The organism is Pseudomonas sp. 43(2021), from assembly GCF_017490805.1.
In the GTDB taxonomy this organism is placed as follows: domain Bacteria; phylum Pseudomonadota; class Gammaproteobacteria; order Pseudomonadales; family Pseudomonadaceae; genus Aquipseudomonas.
Map to the genome: position 1 here is coordinate 203,124 of NZ_JAFGYJ010000005.1, position 21,317 is coordinate 224,440.

Sequence of the window (21,317 nt, forward strand, 5' to 3'; positions counted from 1 at the left end):
GGTCACCAAGGCGTGAGCGAGAAATCCGGTGGGCGCGCGTGACGGCAGTGCCACAGGGCCCAGAAGGCAAGGATGATGTGGACCAGCGGATTTTCACCGGCACGGCGCCGGGCCTTCGGCAGCGAAGGGCGGGACAGCGGTGGGGCGATGGGCTGGACGGGAGTCATGCCTTTGATACTCACATGCGGCGTAAGGTTGATTAAAGCAGTGAATGGCAACCTTTACATCGCATTTGGCTAAACATATGTGCTGTTGCAACTGGCCTCTTCGCGGGTGAACCCGCTCCCACAGGATCGCATCAAGGCTGAGAGCTGTGGGGTACCTGTGGGAGCGGGTTTACCCGCGAAGAGGCCGGCACAGGCAGCAGAGAACCGGCAAATCTGCGACAATCGCGCATCCTTCGAATGCCGATCATGAAAAAGCAGGCCCACCTGCATCACTAAAAAGCCCCATGACTGACCACGCCATCGACAAACTGCTGCAAAACCTCGACCACGCCATGATCGCCGACCGCCATCGCCTGCGCCGGCAATTGCACGAACTGCGCAAGCGCCCAGACGAGGCAAAGCTGGCGCAGTGGGTGGAAAAGGTCCAGGCGTCCTGCGCCCAGGTCACCGCGCGCCAGCAGAGCGTGCCGACCGTGCGCTACGACGACAGCCTGCCCATCGCTGCCAAGCGTGACGAAATCAAGAAGGCTCTGGCCGAACACCAGGTGCTGGTGATCGCCGGCGAAACCGGTTCGGGCAAGACCACCCAGTTGCCGAAGATCTGCCTGGAACTGGGCCGTGGCAGCCATGGCCTGATCGCCCACACCCAGCCACGCCGGATCGCCGCCCGCAGCGTTGCTGCGCGGGTCGCCGAAGAACTGGGCACGCCCCTGGGCGGGCTGGTCGGCTACCAGGTGCGCTTCGAGGACCAGAGCGACGCCAACACCCTGGTCAAGCTGATGACCGACGGCATCCTGCTGGCCGAAACCCAGCACGACCGTTTCCTCGAACGCTACGACACGATCATCGTCGACGAAGCCCATGAACGCAGCCTGAACATCGACTTCCTGCTCGGCTACCTGAAGACCCTGCTGCACCGTCGCCCGGACCTGAAGCTGATCATCACCTCGGCGACCATCGACCTGGAACGCTTCTCCAAACACTTCGACGGCGCACCGATCATCGAGGTGTCCGGGCGTACCTTCCCGGTGGAAACCTGGTACCGCCCGCTGACCAGCGAGCAGGACGAGGAGGGCAACCAGATCGAGGACGACCTCACCGTCGACCAGGCCATCCTCGCCACGCTGGATGAGCTGGCGCACCACGAGCGGAGTGAGGGCAAGGGCCCCGGCGATGTACTGATCTTCCTGCCGGGCGAGCGGGAGATCCGCGATGCCGCCGAGATCTTGCGCAAGGCGCAACTGCGCCATACCGAGATCCTGCCGTTGTACGCGCGCCTGTCGCCGGCCGAGCAGCAGCGCATCTTCCAGCCGCACACCGGGCGCCGCGTGGTGCTGGCCACCAACGTCGCGGAAACCTCGCTGACCGTGCCTGGCATCCGCTATGTGATCGACACCGGTACCGCACGCATCAGCCGCTACAGCTACCGCGCCAAGGTCCAGCGCCTGCCCATCGAGGCCGTGTCGCAGGCCAGTGCCAACCAGCGCAAGGGCCGCTGTGGCCGGGTCGAGCCGGGCATCTGCGTGCGCCTGTACAGCGAAGAGGATTTCAACAGCCGGCCGGCGTTCACCGACCCGGAGATCCTGCGCACCAACCTGGCGGCGGTGATCCTGCAGATGCTGCACCTGCGCCTGGGCGCGATCGATGCCTTCCCGTTCATCGAGCCGCCGGATGGCAAGGCCATCAGCGACGGTTTCAACCTGCTGCAGGAGCTGTCGGCGGTCAACCGCGAGAACCAGCTGACGCCGATCGGCCGCCAGCTGGCGCGCCTGCCGATCGACCCGCGGTTGGGGCGCATGCTGCTCGAAGGCGCCCGCCTGGGCAGCCTGCAGGAAGTGCTGATCGTCACCAGTGCGCTGTCGGTGCAAGACCCGCGCGAACGCCCGCCGGAGCGTCAGCAGGCCGCCGACCAGGCCCACGCGCAATGGAAGGACGTGGATTCCGACTTTGCCGCGCTGGTCAACCTGTGGCGTGGCTTCGAGGAACAGCGCCAGGCGCTGACCGCCAACCCGCTGCGCAACTGGTGCCGCAAGAACTTCCTGAATTACCTGCGCCTGCGCGAATGGCGCGATGCCCATCGCCAGCTGGCGCTGATCTGCCGTGACCTGCAACTGACGGTGAACAAGGACCCGTCCGACTACCCGAAAATGCACAAGGCCATTCTCAGCGGCCTGCTCAGCCAGATCGGCCAGAAGACCGAAGAGGGCGACTACCAGGGCGCCCGCCAGCGGCGCTTCTGGGTGCACCCGTCGTCGGGCCTGGGGCGCAAGCGCCCGCAGTGGGTGATGGCTGCCGAACTGGTCGAAACCACCAAGCTGTACGCACGCATGGTGGCCAGGATCGAGCCGGACTGGATCGAGCCGCTGGCCGGCCACCTGGTCAAGAAGAACCACTTCGAGCCGCACTGGGAGAAGAAGCGCGGGCAGGTGGTGGCCTACGAGCAGATCACCCTGTACGGCCTGATCCTGGTCGGCCGTCGACCGGTGCATTTCGGCCCCATCGACCCGGTCACCTCGCGCGAGCTGTTCATCCGCGAAGGCCTGGTGCGTGGCGAAATCCAGTCGCGGGCCAAGTGCCTGGCGGCCAACAAGCGCCTGCTGGAAGAGCTCGACGAACTGGAGGCCAAGGCCCGCCGCCGTGACATCCTCGCCGACGAAGAGACGCTGTACGCCTTCTACGAAGCGCGCCTGCCGGCGGAAATCCACCAGACCGCGACCTTCGACAGCTGGTACCGCATGGGCAGCCAGAAGGACGCCAACCTGCTGATCATGCGCGAGGAAGACGTGCTGGCCCGTGAGGCCAGCGAAGTCACCGCCGCGCAATACCCCGACAGCATGCAGGTGGGCGAGCTGCGCCTGCCGCTGAGTTACCACTTCGAGCCCGGCCACCCCCGCGATGGCGTGACCGTACGGGTGCCGGCACCGCTGCTGCCGAGCCTGCCGGGCGAGCGCCTGGAATGGCTGGTGCCGGGCCTGCTGGAAGCCAAGTGCGTGGCGCTGGTGCGCAACCTGCCCAAGGCCCTGCGCAAGAACTTCGTGCCGGTGCCGGACTTCGTCAAGGCCTCGCTGGCGCGCATGACCTTTGGCCAGGGCGCATTGCCGCAGGCCCTGGGCCAGGAGCTGCTGCGCATGACCGGCGCCCGTGTGCCTGACGAGGCCTGGGACGAGTCGGTCAACCTGGTTGAAGGCCACCTGCGCATGAACATCGAAGTGGTCGACGGCCAGGGCAAGTTCCTGGGTGAAGGCCGCGACCTGGCCGAGCTGACCGCGCGCTTTGCCGCCGCCAGCCAGGCAGCGCTGGCCGTGCCGCGTGACGCCAAGAGCGAGCAACCGGTGCAGGCCAAGGCTTTCAGCGAGGTGAAGCAGACCGCGCAGCAGAAGATCGCCGGCCTGTCGATGACCGTGTACCCGGCGCTGGTGGAGGAGGGTGGCACCGTGCGCGAGGGGCGCTTCTCGACTCAGGCCGAAGCCGAGTTCCAGCACCGCCGCGCCTTGCAGCGCCTGTTGCTGCAGCAGTTGGCCGAGCCGGCCAAGTACCTGCGCGGCAAGCTGCCGGGACTGACCGAGCTGGGCCTGCTGTACCGGGAAATGGGCCGGGTCGAGGCGCTGGTCGAGGATATTCTGCTGGCCAGCCTGGACAGCTGCATCCTTGAAGGCGAACAGCCGCTGCCACGCGATGGTGCGGCCCTGGCTGGCCTGGCCGAGCGCAAGCGCGGCAGCTGGGCCGAGCATGCCGAGCGCCTGGCACGGCAGACGTTGGAAGTGCTGAAGCTGTGGCATGGGCTGCAGAAGCGCTTCAAGGGCAAGATCGACCTGAGCCAGGCGGTGGCGCTGAACGACATCAAGCAACAGCTGGGCAACCTTGTGTACCCGGGCTTCGTGCGCGAAACCCCCGGGGCCTGGTTCAAGGAGCTGCCGCGTTACCTCAAGGCGGTGGAACTGCGCCTGGAGAAGCTGGGTTCGCAGGTGCAGAAGGACCGGGTGTGGAGCGGCGAGCTGGCCAACCTGTGGGCGCAGTACAAGGCCCGTGCCGACAAGCATGCCCAGGAAGGCAAGCGCGATGAACAGTTGACCCTGTACCGCTGGTGGCTGGAGGAATATCGGGTGTCGCTGTTCGCCCAGCAGTTGGGGACCAAGGTGCCGATTTCCGACAAGCGATTGAGCAAGCAATGGAGCCAGGTGGAGGGCTAAACTTCCGCAGATGTGGCAATATTGATGCAATTTGGGGCCGCTTTGCGGCCCCTTCGCGGGCACGCCCGCTCCCACAGGTGATGTGCAAGGTTCGCTGCCTGTGCTGTACCTGTGGGAGCGGGCGTGCCCGCGAACGAGGGCGCAGCCCTCGCCTTTAAATTGGCACTAAAGTGCCATTAACCTGTCATGTTTCCAGCCAGCGCCCCGTGGCGATGGCCTTTGACCAGAGGAACGACCGTGCATAACGTCGTGATCAGCGGCACCGGCCTGTACACCCCGGCCCAGAGCATTTCCAACGAAGAACTGGTGGCGTCCTTCAACACCTGGTCGCAGCAGTTCAACCAGGACAACGCCGCTGCCATCGAGCGCGGTGAAGTCGAAGCGGCGCCGCTGTCCGACGCGGCGTTCATCGAAAAGGCCTCGGGCATCAAGAGTCGCTTCGTCATGGACAAGGCCGGCATCCTCGACCCGCAGCGCATGAAACCGCGCCTGCCCGAGCGCTCCAACGACGAACCGTCGGTGCTCTGCGAAATGGCCGTGGCCGCTGCCCGCCAGGCCCTGGAGCGCGCCGGCCGCAGCGCTGCCGATGTCGACGGGGTGATCGTCGCCTGCTCCAACCTGCAGCGCCCGTACCCGGCCATCGCCATCGAAGTGCAGCAGGCGCTGGGCATCCAGGGCTTTGCCTTCGACATGAACGTGGCCTGTTCGTCGGCCACTTTCGGCATCCAGACTGCCGCCAACAGCGTGGCCCTGGGGCAGACGCGTGCGGTGCTGATGGTCAACCCGGAGGTGTGCACCGGCCACCTGAACTTCCGTGACCGTGACAGCCACTTCATCTTTGGTGATGCCGCCACCGCGGTGTTGCTCGAACGTGCCGACAAGGCCACCTCGGCGCACCAGTTCGATATCGTCAGCAGCAAGCTGTGGACCGAGTTCTCCAACAACATCCGCAACAACTTCGGCTTCCTCAACCGCGCGGCGGAAGAGGGCGAGGGCGCGGCGGACAAGCTGTTCATCCAGGAAGGCCGCAAGGTGTTCCGCGAGGTGTGCCCGAAGGTGGCCGAGCTGATCGGTGAGCACCTGCAGGAAAACGGGCTGCAACCAGGCGATGTGAAACGCTTCTGGCTGCACCAGGCCAACCTCAGCATGAACCACCTGATCGTCAAGAAACTGCTGGGGCGTGAAGTGGCCGAGGAAGATGCACCGGTGATTCTCGACCGTTATGCCAATACCAGTTCGGCGGGGTCGGTGATTGCTTTCCACCTGTACCAGGACGACCTGGCCAAGGGCTCGCTGGGGGTGTTGAGCTCGTTTGGTGCGGGGTACTCGATTGGTAGCGTGATCCTGCGCAAGCGCTGATTGAGCGCAAGCCAGTACCGGCCTCTTCGCGGGTGAACCCGCTCCCACAGGGACACCACAGCATTCGAATCTGTGATATCCCTGTGGGAGCGGGTTTACCCGCGAAGAGGCCGGTGCATTTGTCACAGGCAAAAAAAGCGGGAAATGCCGGATGGGGTCGGCATTTCCCGCTTCAGCTGAAGCAGTGCAGGGTGTCGCTTAGAACTTGGCTTCCAGGTCTACCTGCAACGTGTCTACGTCAGCATCGCTGTTCGGCAGGTTGGAGAAGTCGGTCTTGGCCATCATGTAGGCCGCGCCGAGGGCGAAGTTCTTGTCGATTTCGTAACCCACCTTGAACTTGTGGCCACGGGAACCGGTGAAGCCGTTACCGAAGTCGGAGTCGGTGAACAGGCTGACTACACCGTTACGCTGCACGTCGCGGTAGTTGTAGTCCAGGCTCCAGGCACCGATCTTGCTCTTCAGGCCAGCCAGCCAGGCCTTGTCCTTGCCATCGGTGCTTTCGGTGTTCTTGACGAACTGGCCGTAGGCCGACAGCGGGATGGCGAAGCCGGTGAAGTCGACCTGGCCGAAACCTTCCACCAGCTGGAACTCGTTGGTGGTGTTGCCCAGCGAACGCAGGGCAGCAGATTCCTTGTCGTTGTCGTAGCCGTAGATGCTGCCACCGACGGTGACCTTGACGGTGTCAGCCGCGTTGAACTTGGTACCCAGCTGGGCCGCGTACAGTTGTGCGTCGTGCTTGAACTGCACGCCGTCGCCGTCGACGTTGTCCTTCAGGTTGTAGTGGCCGATGCTGCCGAACACTTCGGCCGGGCCGAGGTTGGTCTTGTAGGTCGCGGCCAGGCCTTCCGGGTTGATGTCGCTGTCCCAGATGATGTCGCCCATGCTCACCCATGGCTGCAGCATCTTGCCGCCGATCAGGTGCAGGTTCGGGACGGCAGTCGGGTGCCAGTCGAGGTAGGCCAGGTCAACCCACAGCGATTTCTTCTCGAAGTAGTTGTCCAGGCTCTGGTTGGTCGAGCGGGCATCGGCGCTGCTGCCGGTGGCCACACGCACGCCGGCGTCTACCTGCGGGTTGATCTCGCTGTAGAAGCCGACACGGGCACGTACACGTTCACGGTCCTGGTTGCCGCTGCGAGCGATCGGGTCGTCGACGTTGACGTCTTCGTAACGCAGGCGCACATCACCCTTGATCTGAGTCTTGGCGGCCCATGCCACTTTCTGTTCAAAGGAGCTCATCCGTTCGGACTGAGCTTTCTGAGCGGCCTTTTCCTTGGTTTCTTGAGCCAGGTCCGCCTGCAGTTCGTTGTACTGCGCCTGGTTGATCGAGCCATTGGCGCGGAGCATTTCGAGCAGCTTGGCGTCGACAGCTGCACTGGCCGGAGTACTCAGAGCCAGCATCATGCCGGTGAGGCTCACTCCGGTAAGTGTAGAAACAAGACGCATAAGGTTCTCCCTGTTGAATAAGATGGGGGAGGCTCAAGCGCCCGCCCCGTGTTGGCATGTCTTCGGAAAGGGCCTGAATAGACAGGTTCTGGGGTTCCGGAAAACAGGCGCAAGTATTGCGGGGGCGAATGACAGATTAATGTCGAATTAGTGGCACTGCGGTTAAGTAATTGAGAATGAAAGGATCTGGCCCGGCGTTGGTGATTTGAGTGACGGGCCTTCCTTGGGGATACTGGGTACCTTGAGACAGCGAGCCAAAACCGTGACCAGCCTGTATAGCCTTGCCCATTTGCGTGATCTTCCGGCGGCCACCTGGGATGCCCTGGTGCCGGCCGGCCAACCGTTCCTGCGCCATGCGTTTCTCAGTGCCATGGAGGACAGCGGCAGCGTCGCACGCAGCACCGGCTGGGCCGCCGAGCACCTGGTGCTGGAGCGGGACGGGCAGGTACGGGCACTGCTGCCGGCGTACCGCAAATGGCACTCGTTTGGCGAGTACGTGTTCGACCATGGCTGGGCCGATGCCTGTGAGCGGGCCGGCATCGCCTACTACCCCAAGCTGCTGGGTGCCGTGCCGTTCAGCCCGGTCAGCGGCCCGCGCCTGCTCGCCGCCGACCCAGCCGATGGCTTGCTGGTGCTGCAGGCGTTGCCGGAGTATCTGGGCAAGGGTGGGCTGTCTGGCGCGCACATCAATTTCACCGAGCCGGCGCTGGACGAACAACTGGCCAGCCAGCCGGGCTGGATGGAGCGCCTGGGTTGCCAGTTCCATTGGCGCAACCACGGCTACCGCGACTTCCAGGATTTTCTCGACAGCCTGAGTTCGCGCAAGCGCAAGCAGATGCGCAAGGAACGTGAACAGGTGGCCGGGCACGGCATTGAGTTCCGCTGGTACCGTGGGGGAGAACTGGATGAGGCGCAGTGGGATTTCGTCTACCGCTGCTACGCCAACACCTATGCGGTGCGCCGCCGTGCGCCCTATCTGACACGCGCGTTTTTCAGCCTGCTGGCAGAACGCATGCCCGAGGCGTTGCGTGTGGTGATGGCGCGGCAGGGGGGACGTGATGTGGCCATGGCCCTGAGCCTGGTGGGGGGCGACAGCCTGTTTGGCCGCTACTGGGGGTGCCTGGATGAATTCGACCGGCTGCATTTCGAAACCTGTTTCTACCAGGGCATGGACTTTGCCATTGCCGAGGGGTTGCAGCGCTTCGATGCCGGGGCGCAGGGGGAGCACAAGCTGATTCGCGGGTTCGAACCGGTGCTGACGCGGTCGTGGCACTACCTGCTGCACCCGGGGTTGCGGCGGGCGGTGGAGGATTTTCTGGTGCAGGAGCGGGAAGGGGTGCGGGCCTATGCCGAGGAGGCCCGGGGGATGTTGCCTTATCGCCGGGACTGATCCATTCATATTGCCTGTGCCGGCCCTTTCGCGGGTGAACCCGCTCCCACAGGTACTGCACAGACCGTGAAATTTGTGCGGTCCCTGTGGGAGCGGGTTCACCCGCGAAGAGGCCGGCACAGGCATCAGTCGACCCCGACAAACCCCCCGGTCTGGTGATGCCACAACCGGGCATACAAGCCTTGCTGCTCCAGCAGTTCACTGTGGCTGCCACTTTCTACAATCCGCCCCTTGTCCAGCACCACCAGCCGGTCCATCCGCGCAATGGTGGACAGCCGGTGGGCAATGGCGATCACTGTCTTGCCCTGCATCAGCGTCTCCAGGCTTTCCTGGATCGCTGCCTCCACCTCCGAGTCCAGCGCCGAGGTGGCCTCGTCCATGATCAGGATCGGCGCATTCTTCAACAGCACCCGGGCGATGGCGATGCGTTGGCGCTGGCCGCCCGACAGCTTGACCCCGCGCTCGCCCACGTGGGCATCGAAGCCGGTGCGGCCCAGGGCATCCGACAGCTGCGGGATGAACTCGTCAGCCCGCGCCCGGCGTACTGCTTCGAGCAGCTCGGCCTCGCTGGCACCAGGGCGGCCATACAGCAGGTTGTCGCGGATCGAGCGGTGCAGCAGCGAGGTGTCCTGGGTGATCATGCCGATCTGCGCGCGCAGGCTGGCCTGGCTTACCTCGGCAATGTCCTGGCCGTCGATGAGGATGCGCCCGCCCTGCACGTCGTACAGCCGTAGCAGCAGGTTGACCAGGGTCGACTTGCCCGCCCCGGACGGGCCGATCAGGCCGATCTTCTCGCCCGGGCGGATGTCCAGGTCGAGCCCTTCGATCACATTGGCGGCCTTGCCGTAATGGAAGTCCACATCATCGAAACGCACCGCGCCGCGGCTGACCTTGAGCGCTGGCGCGTTGGGCCGGTCGGTGACGGTGACCGGCTGGGCGATGGTCTGCAGGCCGTCCTGGACCATGCCGATGTTTTCGAAGATGCCGTTGACCACCCACATGATCCAGCCCGACATGTTGACGATGCGGATCACCAGACCGGTGGCCAGGGCGATGGCGCCGACGGTGATCAGCGACTGGCTCCACAACCACAGCGCCAGACCGGTGGTGGCGACCACCAGCAAGCCGTTGAGGGTGGTGATGACCACGTCCATGCTGGTGACCACGCGCGCTGCCAGCTGGGTTTTCTCGGTCTGTTCGCTGATCGCTTCGCGGGCGTACTGCTGTTCGTAGTCGGTATGGGCGAACAGCTTGAGGGTGGCGATGTTGGTGTAGCCATCGACGATTCGCCCCATCAGCTTGGAGCGGGCATCGGAGGAAATAACCGAACGTTCCTTCACCCGTGGCACAAAGTAGTACAGCGCGGCGATGTAGCCGATGATCCACAGCAGCAGCGGCAGCATCAGGCGCCAGTCGGCCTCGGCGAACAGCACCAGCGAGGTGATGGCGTAGATCAGCACATGCCACAGCGCATCCACCGCCTGCACGGCGGAGTCGCGCAGCGAGTTGCCGGTCTGCATGATGCGCTGGGCGATGCGCCCGGCGAAATCGCTCTGGAAGAAGTTCAGGCTCTGCTTGAGCACGTACGTGTGGTTTTGCCAGCGGATCAGGCTGGTCATGCCGGGGTTGATGGTCTGGTGCACCAGCAGGTCGTGCAGGCCGAAGAACACCGGCCGCAGCAGCAGGATCACCACCAGCATCCAGATCAGCTCGCCACTGTGCTCACTGAAGAAGTTGGCATTGGGTGTGCCCTGGGCCAGGTCGATGATGCGGCTCAGGTAGCTGAACATCGCCACCTCGATCAGTGAGGCGAACAGGCCGACCACCAGCAGGGCGAGAAAGCTCGGCCACACCTGGCGCAGGTAATACAGGTAGAACGGCCAGACCTGGCCGGGCGGCGACTCGCTGGGCGCGTCGCGGAAGATGTCGATCAGTTGTTCGAAACGGCGGTACAGCATGGGTGACGACACTCCTGTTTCATCCGGCCCTCAGGCGGTTTCACGTCCCTGTGAAGCCTGCGGTCAGTCGATGCGTTTGGCCGACTTGATGTAGACCGGGTCGGCCGGTACATCGCGCATGCCTTTCTTGATGGTGGTTGGCGAATTGACGATCTGGTCAACCACCTCCATGCCCTTGGTCACCTTGCCGAACACGGCATAGCCACGGTCACGCCCAGGGTTGAGGAAGTCGTTGTCGGCCACGTTGATGAAGAACTGGCTGGTGGCCGAGTTCGGGTCCTGGGTACGGGCCATGGCCAGCGTGCCACGGGTGTTCTGCAGGCCGTTGCCGGCTTCGTTGGTGATCGGGGCGCGGGTGTTCTTCTGCACCATCTGGTCGGTGAAGCCACCGCCCTGGACCATGAAGCCCGGGATTACACGGTGGAAGATGGTGTTGTTGTAGAAGCCGCTGTCGACGTACTCGAGGAAGTTCTTGGTACTGACCGGCGCCTTCTCGGCATTCAGCTCGATTTCGACCTGGCCGAAGCTGGTGTCCAGCAATACGTGCGGGGTCTTGTCGGAGGCCATGACGCTGGTGGCGAAGGCGACCGAGCAGGCGGTGAGCAGGAGTTTTTTCAGCATGGGCTCAAAGATCCTTGAGAGGTGGAAGCGGCTGCAAGGAATTGCAGCAGGGTCTGGTTGAAGACCTCGGGTTGGTCGAGGGGTGTAGCGTGCCGGGAATCGTCGATGACCACCAGCCTGGCGTGAGGCATCAGGGCGACGTAGCGCTGCTTCAGTTGTATCGGCGTGTAATCGTGGTCGGCGGCAACCACCAGGGTAGGACAGTGGATCTGCCCGATGCGTTCCTGCACGCCCCAGTCGACGATGGCGTCGAAGCTCTTGAGGTAGGCGCGCTTGTCGTTGCGTGCCCAGCGCTGGGCCATTTTCTGCCGCAGTTCGGCCTGCTGCGGTTTGGGAAACAGCCGCTCGGCCAGGCCCTTGCCGACGGTTTCGACACTGAGCAGGCGCGCCAGGCCCCAGCGCTTGAGCCACCACAGCCAGTCATTGCGGGTGCGGCGCTTGACCTCGGGGGCGCTGTTGACGATGCACAGGCTGCGCAGCCATTGCGGGTGGTCGACGGCAAACTGGAAGCCGACCATGCCGCCCATGGACAGGCCGACGAAGTGCACGGGGCCGGTGTGCAGGTGTTCGAGCAGGGCCAGCAGGTCGGCACTGAAGGTGGCGATCTGGTAACCGTCGCGTGGCTTGTCGGAGCGGCCGTGGCCACGGATGTCCATGAGGATCACCCGGTAGTGGCGGCTGAGCACCGGCACCTGCAGCTCCCAGTCCTGGCAGCTGGAGCCCAGGCCATGCAGCAATACCAAGGGTTCGCCCTGGCCATATTCCTCGTAATGCAGTGCGCATCCTTCGTGTTCGAAATAGGCCATGGGCGCGGTCCTCTCAGGCTTGTGGGGGGGCTGCGAAGGGCACGTCCAGTGGGGCGGTGTCGAAATTGCGCAGCAGGTCGATGAGAATCTGCGTGGCCGGGCCCAAGGTCTTCTCTTTGCTCGAATAAAGGTAGAACAGTGGGTGGCGGCTGCCACCCTGATCCAGCGGCAACGGCTTGAGCACGCCTTCGCGCAGCTCGCGTTCGATCATGTGCCGGGGCAGCCAGGCAAAGCCCAGGCCGCTGCTGACGAAGGTAGCGGCGGTGCCCAGGCTGCCGACGGTCCAGCGCTGCTCGGCACCCAGCCAGCCGACATCGCGCGGCTGAGCGCGGCCGGAGTCGCGGATTACCACCTGCAACTGGCTTTCCAGGTCCTGGAAGGTCAGCTCGCGGCCCAGGCGGTGCAGGCTGTGTTCGGGGTGGGCAACGGCGACGAACTCCACCGCGCTCAGTTCGGCGCCCAGGTAGCCGCCGATGCTGTAGCTGCTGATGGCCAGGTCGGCGATGCCTTCGTGCATCACTTCCTCGACGCCAGACAGCACTTCTTCACGCAGGCGCACGCGGCAGCCGCGGCTCTGCGGCATGAACGCGGCCAGGGCGCGTACCAGGCGGGCGCTGGGGTAGGCGGCATCGACCACCAGGCGTACCTCGGCCTCCCAACCCTGTTCCATGTGGTGGGCGAGGTCTTCGAGCTGGCTGGCCTGCTTGACCAGATGGCGGGAGCGGCGCAGCAGGACATTGCCGGCCTCGGTGAGTACCGCCTTGCGGCCGTCGATGCGCAGCAGCGGCACGCCCAGTTGCTCCTGCATGCGGGCCACGGTGTAGCTGACCGATGACTGCGAGCGGTGCAGTGCCTCGGCGGCCTGGGCAAACCCGCCGTGATCGACCACTGCTTGCAGGGTTCGCCACTGGTCAAGGGTTACGCGCGGCGCTTTCATCTTTCGCTCCTGTTGTCCTAAGCTGCGCTCTTTCAAGGAGAGCGGCCCATGAAGAAATGTTGTGCGGCAATACTGATGTGCCTGCCCCTCGGGGCCATGGCTTATCCCATCGACGTGGAGAAGGAACTGACCGGAGTCAAGCTCGACTACACCGCCTATGACACGGCCTATGACATTGGCGCCATCACCCTCAACAACTATGGGCAGGTACCGGCCGCGTGCAAGGTGACCTTCCGCAACGGCCCGGAAGCACCACGGGTGCGCCGGGTGATGGTACCGGCCGGGAAAAGTGTCGATGTCACCGCCAAGTTCAACCGGCAGATCATCAAACTACGGATCGCCTTGAACTGCACTGCAGAATAAGCTGATAAATCGATAGATTGAACCCATTTTTTACGCTTTTTTATCGATAGGTCAAGCCGTAATCTCACCTCCATCGAATCGCAACCCTTTTTGCCGATGGAGGCACCCCCAATGTCCCGCGTACTGATCATCGAAAGCAGCGCCCGCCAGCAGGATTCCGTTTCCCGTCAGCTGACCCGTGATTTCATCCAGCAGTGGCAGGCCGCCCACCCGGCCGATCAGATCAGCGTGCGCGACCTGGCCGTGAACCCGGTGCCGCACCTGGACGCCAACCTGCTGGGTGGCTGGATGAAGCCTGAAGAACAGCGCAGCGCTGCCGAACTGGAAGCGCTGGCCCGATCCAACCAACTGACTGATGAATTGCTTGCTGCCGATGTGCTGGTGATGGCTGCGCCGATGTACAACTTCACCATCCCCAGCACCCTCAAGGCCTGGCTGGACCACGTGCTGCGTGCCGGCATCACCTTCAAGTACACCCCCACCGGCCCGCAGGGCTTGCTGACCGGCAAGCGCGCCATCGTCCTGACGGCCCGTGGCGGCATCCACGCCGGTGCCACCAGCGACCACCAGGAACCGTACCTGCGCCAGGTAATGGCCTTCATCGGCATTCACGATGTCGACTTCATCCATGCCGAAGGCCTGAACATGAGCGGCGAGTTCCACGAGAAGGGCGTCAACCAGGCCAAGGCCAAGCTGGCGGCGGTGGCCTGAAGCTTAGCGAATTCCCAACCCTGACACCTGTTGTTGCTCCTTTGGGTGTACCTGCCCGGCCCGCATGGCCGGGCTTTTTTATGCCTGTGAATTTTGTGGGGGCCTGTGCCGGCCTCTTCGCGGGTAAACCCGCTCCCACAGGAATATCACGGCACCTGAGATCAGTGGTGTCCCTGTGGGAGCGGGTTTACCCGCGAAGAGGCCGGCACAGCCCCACATTCCTCATGGTTGAACTCATTCATCGCAACCCGCTAAGGTCGCGGCCTTGATCCACGAGAGGCAACCATGGGCTACCTGATAATCGTCGCGCTGATCCAGGCGTTTTCCTTCAGCCTGATCGGCGAGTACCTGGCCGGGCACGTCGACAGCTACTTTGCCGTGCTCGCGCGCGTGGTGCTGGCTGGCCTGGTGTTCCTGCCGCTGACTCGCTGGCGCCAGGTCGAGCCGCGCTTCATGCGCGCGATGCTGCTGATCGGTGCGCTGCAGTACGGCATCACCTACGTCTGCCTGTACCTGAGCTTTCGCGTGCTCACCGTGCCGGAGGTGCTGCTGTTCACCATCCTCACGCCGTTGCACGTGACGCTGATCGAAGACGCCATGAACCGGCGCTTCAACCCGTGGGCCCTGGTGGCAGCGCTGGTGGCGGTGGCCGGCGCGGCGGTGATCCGCTTCGACACCATCAGCGGCGAGTTCTTCATCGGCTTCCTGCTGCTGCAACTGGCCAACTTCACCTACGCCGCCGGCCAGGTGCTGTACCGCCACCTGGTAGCACGCCACCCCAGCGACTTGCCGCACTACAAGCGTTTTGGCTACTTCTACCTGGGCGCGTTGATCGTGGTGTTGCCGGCCTTCCTGCTGTTTGGCAACGTCCAGCACCTGCCAACCACCAACGTGCAGTGGCTGGTGCTGCTGTTCCTGGGGCTGTGCCCGACGGCGCTGGGCCTGTACTGGTGGAACAAGGGCGCGTGCCTGGTATCTGGGGCCACGCTGGCGGTGATGAACAACCTGCATGTGCCGGTAGGGCTGCTGCTCAATCTGCTGATCTGGAACCAGGACGAACCACTGGGCAGGCTGTTCATCGGCGGGGCGGTGATCCTGGCGTCGGTGTGGATGAGCCGCCTGGGTACCCTGACGTTATCAAGCAAGCCATGGCGCAGTCAGCTATGACGCGTTCGTTACTGAACCCAAATCCCGCCGGTACCTACCCGATAATCATGAAAATAAAATCGGGAGACCGGCGTGAAGCTAGAAACGCGAAGTATCGAATTTGTCCCACACGCTGAGCGTTATGGCACGCCTAAACGATTGTTCACCATCTGGTTCAGCTCCAACTTCCAGATAACCGCCCTGATGGTCGGCACCCTGGGCGTGGCCTCGGGGCTGAGCCTGGGCTGGACCTTGCTGGGCCTGTTGGTCGGCAACCTGATCGGCACCGTGTTCATGGCCGCGCACTCTGCCCAGGGGCCACACCTGGGCGTGCCACAGATGATCCAGAGCCGGGCCCAGTTCGGTGTCCATGGCGCGGCGCTCCCACTGCTGGTGATGGTCACCGCCGCAGTCCTGTTCCTCGCCGCCAGCGGCGTGCTGATGCGCAATGCCCTGCAGGCCCTGGTGCCCATGAGCGATGACCAGGCGATCGTGGTGGTCGGCTTGCTGACCTTTGTCATCGGCTTTGTCGGCTACGAACTCATCCACCGCCTCGGGGCGTGGATGAGCCTGTTGTCCACCTTGGTTTTTGCTGGTGCCCTGGTGCTGATTCTGCTGCACCCCGGCGACATGGCAACCACAACGGCGGTGAGTACCGGCTTTTCGTTCACCGCGTTCAACCTGATCGTTGCCCAGTCGGCCTCGTGGACGCTGGGGTATGGCCCGTATGTGGCCGATTACTCGCGCTACCTCCCGGCCAACGTCAACCCGCGCGCCACGTTCTGGGCCACCTATTGCGGTTGTGCGCTGGGCTCCTTCGCCATGATGGCATTGGGCGCGCTGGTAGCCGTGGAGCTGCCCTCGGCACTGGGGCATGACCCGGCCACAGCCATTGCCGCGTTGTTTGGCCCGTGGGCGCCGTTGGCGCTGGCAGTGATTGCGCTGGGGGTGATCCAGTACAACGTCCTGTGCCTGTACAGTGCCTACATGTCGTCGGTCACGATCTTTGGCGCCTTCAAGACCATCCGGCGCGTGACCGCGACTGCCAAGGCCCTGGTAATGGCTGGCCTGACCGCAGCGGCAACGGTGATCGCCATCGCCACCCAGTACAATTTCGATACGTTCTTTGCCGACATCCTGATCGGCCAGCTGTACCTGCTGATTCCATGGAGCGCGATCAACCTGGTGGATTACTACTGGGTGTGCCGCGGCCACTATGATGTGGGGGCGCTGTATGACGCCAAGGGGCGTTATGGCTGCTTCAATCGTCGAAGCCTGGCGGTGTACGCCGTGTCGATCATCGGTACCATCCCGTTCATGAAGCTGTCGTTCTACACGGGCTTCGTGGCCGAATGGCTGGGGGCGGACATCAGTTGGGCGATGGGGTTGATCCTGGCTGGTGCGCTGTATTGCATGGTCCATGGGCGCGAGAGCAAGCCGCTTTCGACAACCTGGAATGCGCACCCCTGACTCGGCCTTGGCACGGAAAGGGGCTGCTTAAACACCCCTCAGGCGTAATGCCTGTCAATCAAGCAATTTGGGGCCGCTTTGCGGCCCATCGCCGGCAAGCCAGCTCTCATTGAACTGCACATAACTCATTGAATTAGCAGGGGCCCTGTGGGAGCGGCTTTAGCCGCGAACACCGGCGCAGCCGGTGCCATGCACCGCGTTGGATTCTTCGCGGCTAAAGCCGCTCCCACAGGGGGCGCGGATTGCTTGCAATTTCAGTTATCTACGCGACAGCGCAGCCCAAAGGGCTGGGCGATGGGCTGCGAAGCAGCCCCGGCAATCTCAAGCCTCGCTCATTTCTTCCAGCCGACGCGGCACAGGCTCTTGCGATACACGCCCGCTCAACCCCACCCGCATGTCGTTGCCACTCGGCTGCTGATACAGGCTCAAGCCAAATTCCGGCAACACCGCTAGCAGGTAGTCGAAGATATCCCCCTGGATCCGCTCGTAATCGGCCCACACGGTGGTGGTGGTAAAGCAGTAGATCTCCAGCGGTACGCCCTCGGCGGTGGTCTGCATCTGCCGCACCATGCAGGTCATGTTCGGGTGAACATTGGGGTGGTTCTTCAGGTAGGCCAGGGCAAACGCGCGGAAGGTGCCGATATTGGTGAGCTTGCGGCGGTTGGCCGACAGCTCGGCCACCGGCCCCATGGCCTCGTTCCAGCGCTGCAGTTCCTGGCGCTTGGCGGCCAGGTAGTCGGCCAGCAGGTGCACCTGGCTCAGGCGGTGTTCCTCTTCGCGGGTGAGAAAGCGCACCCCGGCCGCATCGATGAACAGGCTGCGCTTGATGCGCCGGCCACCGGACTGCTGCATGCCGCGGTAGTTGCGGAACGACTCGCTCATCAGGCGCCAGGTGGGGATGGAGACGATGGTCTTGTCGAAGTTCTGCACCTTCACGGTGTGCAGGGTGATGTCCACCACATCGCCATCGGCGCCCACCTGGGGCATCTCGATCCAGTCGCCCACATGCAGCATGTCGTTGCTGGTCAGCTGCACGCTGGCGACGAACGACAGCAGGGTGTCCTTGTACACCAACAGCAGCACCGCCGACATGGCACCCAGGCCCGACAGCAGCAACAGTGGCGAGCGGTCGATCAGGGTGGCGACGATGACGATGGCGGCGAAGATCCACAACATCATCTTGGCCAGCTGCACGTAGCCCTTGATCGAGCGGGTGCGGGCGTGTTCGGTGCGGGCATAGATGTCGAGCAGGGCATCCAGCAGGCACGACAGCGCCATGGTCATGAACAGCAGGGTAAAGGCCAGGGCGACATTGCCGAGGAAGTGCTGGGCGGTGTCGGACAGCTCGGGCACCAGTTTCAGGCCGAACTGCAGCACCAGTGACGGCGTGGTCTGCGCCAGGCGGTGGAACACCTTGTTGTTGCGCAGGTCATCCAGCCACTTCAGCGCTGGCTGGCGGGCCAGCAGGCGGGCGCCATGCAGCACCAGGAAGCGCGCCAGGCGGCCGATGACCAGGGAAACCAGCAGCAGCACCGCCAGGCCGATGGCCGCGTGCAACATCGGATGTTGGTCAAGGGTGCCCCACAGGTCGAGGGAGTCACGCCAGATTCGTTGGATATCCATGGGCTTGCGTACAGTCTTGTTGCCAAACGAAGCGCCATTAGAGCGCGTATGGCGACAAAGTTGCCAAAAGAAATTCGGCTAAGGCGGCAGAAAACGTTACCCTATGCAACTGAATTTCCCGCACTTGCCTGAGGTTACCTCCGTGTTCTCCCAATTCGCCCTGCACGAACGCCTGCTTAAAGCCGTGGCCGAGCTTAACTTTGTCGAGCCAACCCCGGTGCAGGCCGCGGCCATCCCCTTGGCCCTGCAAGGGCGTGACCTGCGCGTGACCGCGCAGACCGGCAGCGGCAAGACCGCAGCCTTCGTGCTGCCGCTGCTCAACCGCTTGGTCGACCTGCGCGAGCGCCGCGTGGAGATCCGTGCGCTGATCCTGCTGCCGACCCGTGAACTGGCCCAGCAGACCCTCAAGCAGGTGCAGCTGTTCTCGCAGTTCACCTACATCAAGTCGGGCCTGGTCACCGGTGGTGAAGACTTCAAGGAACAGGCCGCCATGCTGCGCAAGGTGCCGGACGTGCTGATCGGCACCCCGGGTCGCCTGCTGGAGCAGCTGAACGCCGGCAACCTCGACCTGTCCCACGTGCAGGTGCTGATCCTCGACGAAGCCGACCGCATGCTCGACATGGGCTTCGCCGAAGACATGGAGCGCCTGTGCAAGGAGTGCGAGAACCGCCAGCAGACCCTGCTGTTCTCTGCCACCACCGGTGGTGCGGCCCTGCGCGACATGATCGGCAAGGTGCTGAAAGACCCTGAGCACCTGATGCTCAACAGCGTTTCGCAGCTGGCCGAAGGCACCCGCCAGCAGATCATCACCGCCGACCACGACCAGCACAAAGAGCAGATCGTGCAGTGGCTGCTGGCCAACGAAACCTTCGACAAGGCGATCATCTTCACCAACACCCGCGCCCTGGCCGACCGTATCTACGGCCACCTGGTGGCCAAGGACGTGAAGGCCTTCGTGCTGCATGGCGAGAAGGACCAGAAGGACCGCAAGCTGGCCCTGGACCGCTTCAAGCAGGGCAGCTCCAAGGTGCTGGTAGCTACCGACGTGGCGGCCCGTGGCCTGGACATCGACGGCCTGGACCTGGTGATCAACTTCGACATGCCGCGCAGCGGTGACGAGTACGTGCACCGCGTGGGCCGTACCGGCCGCGCCGGTGGCGAAGGTTTGGCGATCTCGCTGATCACCCACAACGACTGGAACCTGATGTCGAGCATCGAGCGCTACCTCAAGCAGCAGTTCGAGCGCCGGGTAATCAAGGAAGTGAAGGGCACCTACAGCGGGCCGAAGAAGGTCAAGGCCTCGGGCAAGGCGGCGGGCAGCAAGAAGAAAAAGGTCGAGAAGAAGACCGGTGACAAGAAGGCAGCCGCCAAGCGCAAGCCAACCGCCAAGCCGAAGGCCAATGCACCGCTGGCCAGCGCTGACGGCCTGGCGCCGCTGAAGAAGCGCAAGCCTGCGGCTGAGTAACGCTCGGTAACGGTGTTAGCTTCTTCGCGGGTGAACCCGCTCCCACAGCGACCCCACAGGCTTCCAGGCCTGTGCGATCCCTGTGGGAGCGGGTTTACCCGCGAAGAGGCCAGCACAGGCGACAACTATTCAGCCTTTTTCTCCGCCTCTTTCAACTCCTTGATGCGCTTGTCGATCAGCTGACACTTGTCGGGCAAATCCTTGCTCGCCGTCCCAAGCTCCATCCCTTGAAGCTCGTCATTGATCTCCTTGGCCTTCTGCGGGTTTTGCTCGGTCAACTGGGTGACCAACCCGGCCAGCTCTTCGCGTTTCTGCGTCGCTTCTTCCGGTGTGCAGGCCCAGGCGGGCAGGGCGCAGGACAGGGCAGTAGCACAGGCAATGGGCAGCAGCAGTTTCATCCTTCCTACCTCCGGCGGTGGTGATGCCCGGTGGAGGCATGTGCCTGGCCGTTAGTTCAGCGCCTTCGACCGGTGGCACTTCATGGTCAGCCTGTCCGCAGCCGGGCATCTGACCTAGCCTTGTGAGCCATTTGGCCAGGCCACTTCCCTCCAGGTTGTAATCCCTTTCCCAAAACCTCCTGAAGCTATTGAAGAGTGGGCGATCGCTCCCTAGCCTTGGCCTGGATCAGGAGGTATCGTATGTACAGATGTAAATACGGAGCGTCCCATGTTCTTTGAATGGGACGATGCCAAGAACCAGATAAACATCCGCAAGCACGGCATCGACTTCAGCGATGTTCCGGATATGTTCAATCACCCGATGCTGATTCGCCGCGATGACAATCCGGACCACGATGAGGAACGCTGGGTCTGCCTGGGCTGGCTGAAGTGTCTGATAGGCGTGGTCGTGTACACGGAAAGGCAGGGTGATGTCATTCGCATCATTTCTGCATGCAAAGCCACCAGATGGGAGGCCAAACATTATGACCAAAGCATCGAAAACTGACTGGAGTCGCCTGGCTCGACAGGACGACCAGGCTATTGATACCTCGGATATTCCTGAGCTGGATGAAAATTTCTTCCGAGAGGCCGAGCTGCGAGTTCCAGCCAAGCAGACGGTGACCATTCGCCTCGATTCCGATGTCCTCGCCTGGTTCAAAGAGCAGGGTAGTGGCTACCAGACCCGGATCAACCAGTTGCTGCGCCAGTACATGCAAGCGCAACAACGCCAGCGCTGAGATATTTCGGAACGCCGGGCAACCTCGACAGGTCCCAACCTGTGTACCCCTTCCGTCCACAGCAGGAGCCCGTAGCCATGAGCATCGCCTACGACTGGGACCTGATCGAGCGTTTGCTGCACGAGGTGCAGAACGGCGCCGGTCACAGCTTCACGCCACGCCCCTATGCCGAGCAGCACGCTGCGGCACTGGCTGCCAAGGGGGAGCCGGTGGGCGACCTGGACCACCTGAAAACCCGTGCCTGCGAGTACGAAAGGCTGCTGTTCGAACGTGGCTTTATCGAAACCCGGCCCGAAGAGGACGGTGGCAATGGCGAGAACTTCGTGCTGACCGAGCGCGGTTCGCGGCTGCTGAGCCTGATCGACAGCAGCATCCCCGGCTTCGAGCACCCGCGCCAGGTGCTGGACGAGCAGGAGGACGCGCTGGACGAAACCACCTTCGAGCAGGTGTCGGCGAAGGCGCAGATTGCCTGAGGTCGTTTTGAGGCTGGC

At 63.3% G+C, this 21,317-nt stretch carries 18 protein-coding genes; 11 read left to right on the top strand and 7 right to left on the bottom strand.

All coding sequences use genetic code 11. The features are described from left to right. The first annotated feature begins 451 nt into the window (after positions 1-451). The gene (gene hrpA / locus J5M71_RS06415; protein ID WP_207830891.1) at positions 452-4,357 is read left to right on the top strand and encodes an ATP-dependent RNA helicase HrpA; all 3,906 of its coding nucleotides are present in this window, start codon (positions 452-454) and stop codon (positions 4,355-4,357) included. A gap of 237 nt (positions 4,358-4,594) precedes the next feature. Further along, positions 4,595-5,716: a beta-ketoacyl-ACP synthase III gene (locus tag J5M71_RS06420; protein ID WP_207830893.1), complete on the top strand. Its 1,122-nt coding sequence runs from the start codon at positions 4,595-4,597 to the stop codon at positions 5,714-5,716. Between the two features lie 198 nt (positions 5,717-5,914). On the opposite strand, the gene J5M71_RS06425 is transcribed toward J5M71_RS06420, so the two are convergent. Then, on the bottom strand, positions 5,915-7,159 hold the full coding sequence (locus J5M71_RS06425; RefSeq protein WP_025340175.1) for a putative porin: 1,245 nt from the start codon (positions 7,157-7,159) through the stop codon (positions 5,915-5,917). Between the two features lie 262 nt (positions 7,160-7,421). Here J5M71_RS06425 and J5M71_RS06430 point away from each other — a divergent pair, with 262 nt between their 5' ends. Further along, positions 7,422-8,549, top strand: a complete 1,128-nt coding sequence (locus J5M71_RS06430) for a GNAT family N-acetyltransferase (protein ID WP_207830895.1) — start codon at positions 7,422-7,424, stop codon at positions 8,547-8,549. 125 nt (positions 8,550-8,674) lie between these two features. Here the strand turns inward: J5M71_RS06430 and J5M71_RS06435 are convergent, their stop codons facing one another. The 4 genes from J5M71_RS06435 to J5M71_RS06450 all read right to left on the bottom strand — a co-directional run bounded on the left by J5M71_RS06435 (position 8,675) and on the right by J5M71_RS06450 (position 12,871). Continuing rightward, positions 8,675-10,507, bottom strand: coding sequence for an ABC transporter ATP-binding protein (locus J5M71_RS06435; RefSeq protein WP_207830897.1), 1,833 nt, complete (start codon positions 10,505-10,507; stop codon positions 8,675-8,677). Between the two features lie 63 nt (positions 10,508-10,570). Further along, complete coding sequence (locus J5M71_RS06440; protein WP_207830899.1) at positions 10,571-11,128, bottom strand: peptidylprolyl isomerase; 558 nt, start codon at positions 11,126-11,128, stop codon at positions 10,571-10,573. Next, positions 11,122-11,934, bottom strand: coding sequence for an alpha/beta hydrolase (locus J5M71_RS06445; protein WP_063912932.1), 813 nt, complete (start codon positions 11,932-11,934; stop codon positions 11,122-11,124). Before J5M71_RS06445 ends, J5M71_RS06440 begins: the two co-directional genes overlap by 7 nt. Before the next feature lie 13 nt (positions 11,935-11,947). Then, on the bottom strand, positions 11,948-12,871 hold the full coding sequence (locus tag J5M71_RS06450) for a LysR family transcriptional regulator (RefSeq protein WP_012273620.1): 924 nt from the start codon (positions 12,869-12,871) through the stop codon (positions 11,948-11,950). A 48-nt stretch (positions 12,872-12,919) separates the two neighbouring features. Between J5M71_RS06450 and J5M71_RS06455 the strand changes: the two genes are divergently transcribed. The 4 genes from J5M71_RS06455 (at position 12,920) to J5M71_RS06470 (ending at position 16,561) form a co-directional block, all read left to right on the top strand. After that, positions 12,920-13,234: a hypothetical protein gene (locus tag J5M71_RS06455; protein WP_063912931.1), complete on the top strand. Its 315-nt coding sequence runs from the start codon at positions 12,920-12,922 to the stop codon at positions 13,232-13,234. Between the two features lie 111 nt (positions 13,235-13,345). Beyond that, on the top strand, positions 13,346-13,945 hold the full coding sequence (locus J5M71_RS06460; RefSeq protein WP_039612586.1) for an FMN-dependent NADH-azoreductase: 600 nt from the start codon (positions 13,346-13,348) through the stop codon (positions 13,943-13,945). A gap of 285 nt (positions 13,946-14,230) precedes the next feature. After that, positions 14,231-15,112 carry a carboxylate/amino acid/amine transporter gene (locus J5M71_RS06465; protein WP_207830903.1) on the top strand — a complete coding sequence of 294 codons (882 nt, stop codon included), beginning with the start codon at positions 14,231-14,233 and terminating at the stop codon, positions 15,110-15,112. Positions 15,113-15,184: 72 nt separating this feature from the next. Continuing rightward, positions 15,185-16,561: a cytosine permease gene (locus tag J5M71_RS06470; RefSeq protein WP_207830906.1), complete on the top strand. Its 1,377-nt coding sequence runs from the start codon at positions 15,185-15,187 to the stop codon at positions 16,559-16,561. Between the two features lie 321 nt (positions 16,562-16,882). Here the strand turns inward: J5M71_RS06470 and J5M71_RS06475 are convergent, their stop codons facing one another. Further along, positions 16,883-18,184: a mechanosensitive ion channel family protein gene (locus J5M71_RS06475; RefSeq protein WP_207830909.1), complete on the bottom strand. Its 1,302-nt coding sequence runs from the start codon at positions 18,182-18,184 to the stop codon at positions 16,883-16,885. A 103-nt stretch (positions 18,185-18,287) separates the two neighbouring features. On the opposite strand from J5M71_RS06475, the gene J5M71_RS06480 reads away from it, so the two are divergent. Further along, complete coding sequence (locus J5M71_RS06480) at positions 18,288-19,649, top strand: DEAD/DEAH box helicase (RefSeq protein WP_063912922.1); 1,362 nt, start codon at positions 18,288-18,290, stop codon at positions 19,647-19,649. Positions 19,650-19,774: 125 nt separating this feature from the next. Here the strand turns inward: J5M71_RS06480 and J5M71_RS06485 are convergent, their stop codons facing one another. Further along, positions 19,775-20,047: a hypothetical protein gene (locus tag J5M71_RS06485; RefSeq protein ID WP_013973700.1), complete on the bottom strand. Its 273-nt coding sequence runs from the start codon at positions 20,045-20,047 to the stop codon at positions 19,775-19,777. Positions 20,048-20,315: 268 nt separating this feature from the next. Here J5M71_RS06485 and J5M71_RS06490 point away from each other — a divergent pair, with 268 nt between their 5' ends. From J5M71_RS06490 to J5M71_RS06500, 3 genes are all read left to right on the top strand, one after another. Further along, the gene (locus J5M71_RS06490; RefSeq protein ID WP_207830913.1) at positions 20,316-20,594 is read left to right on the top strand and encodes a BrnT family toxin; all 279 of its coding nucleotides are present in this window, start codon (positions 20,316-20,318) and stop codon (positions 20,592-20,594) included. Next, complete coding sequence (locus J5M71_RS06495; RefSeq protein ID WP_046614667.1) at positions 20,572-20,826, top strand: BrnA antitoxin family protein; 255 nt, start codon at positions 20,572-20,574, stop codon at positions 20,824-20,826. The genes J5M71_RS06490 and J5M71_RS06495 overlap by 23 nt, the downstream gene beginning before the upstream one ends. Positions 20,827-20,903: 77 nt before the next feature. Beyond that, positions 20,904-21,299, top strand: a complete 396-nt coding sequence (locus tag J5M71_RS06500; protein ID WP_207830915.1) for a transcriptional regulator — start codon at positions 20,904-20,906, stop codon at positions 21,297-21,299. Positions 21,300-21,317 lie beyond the last annotated feature (18 nt).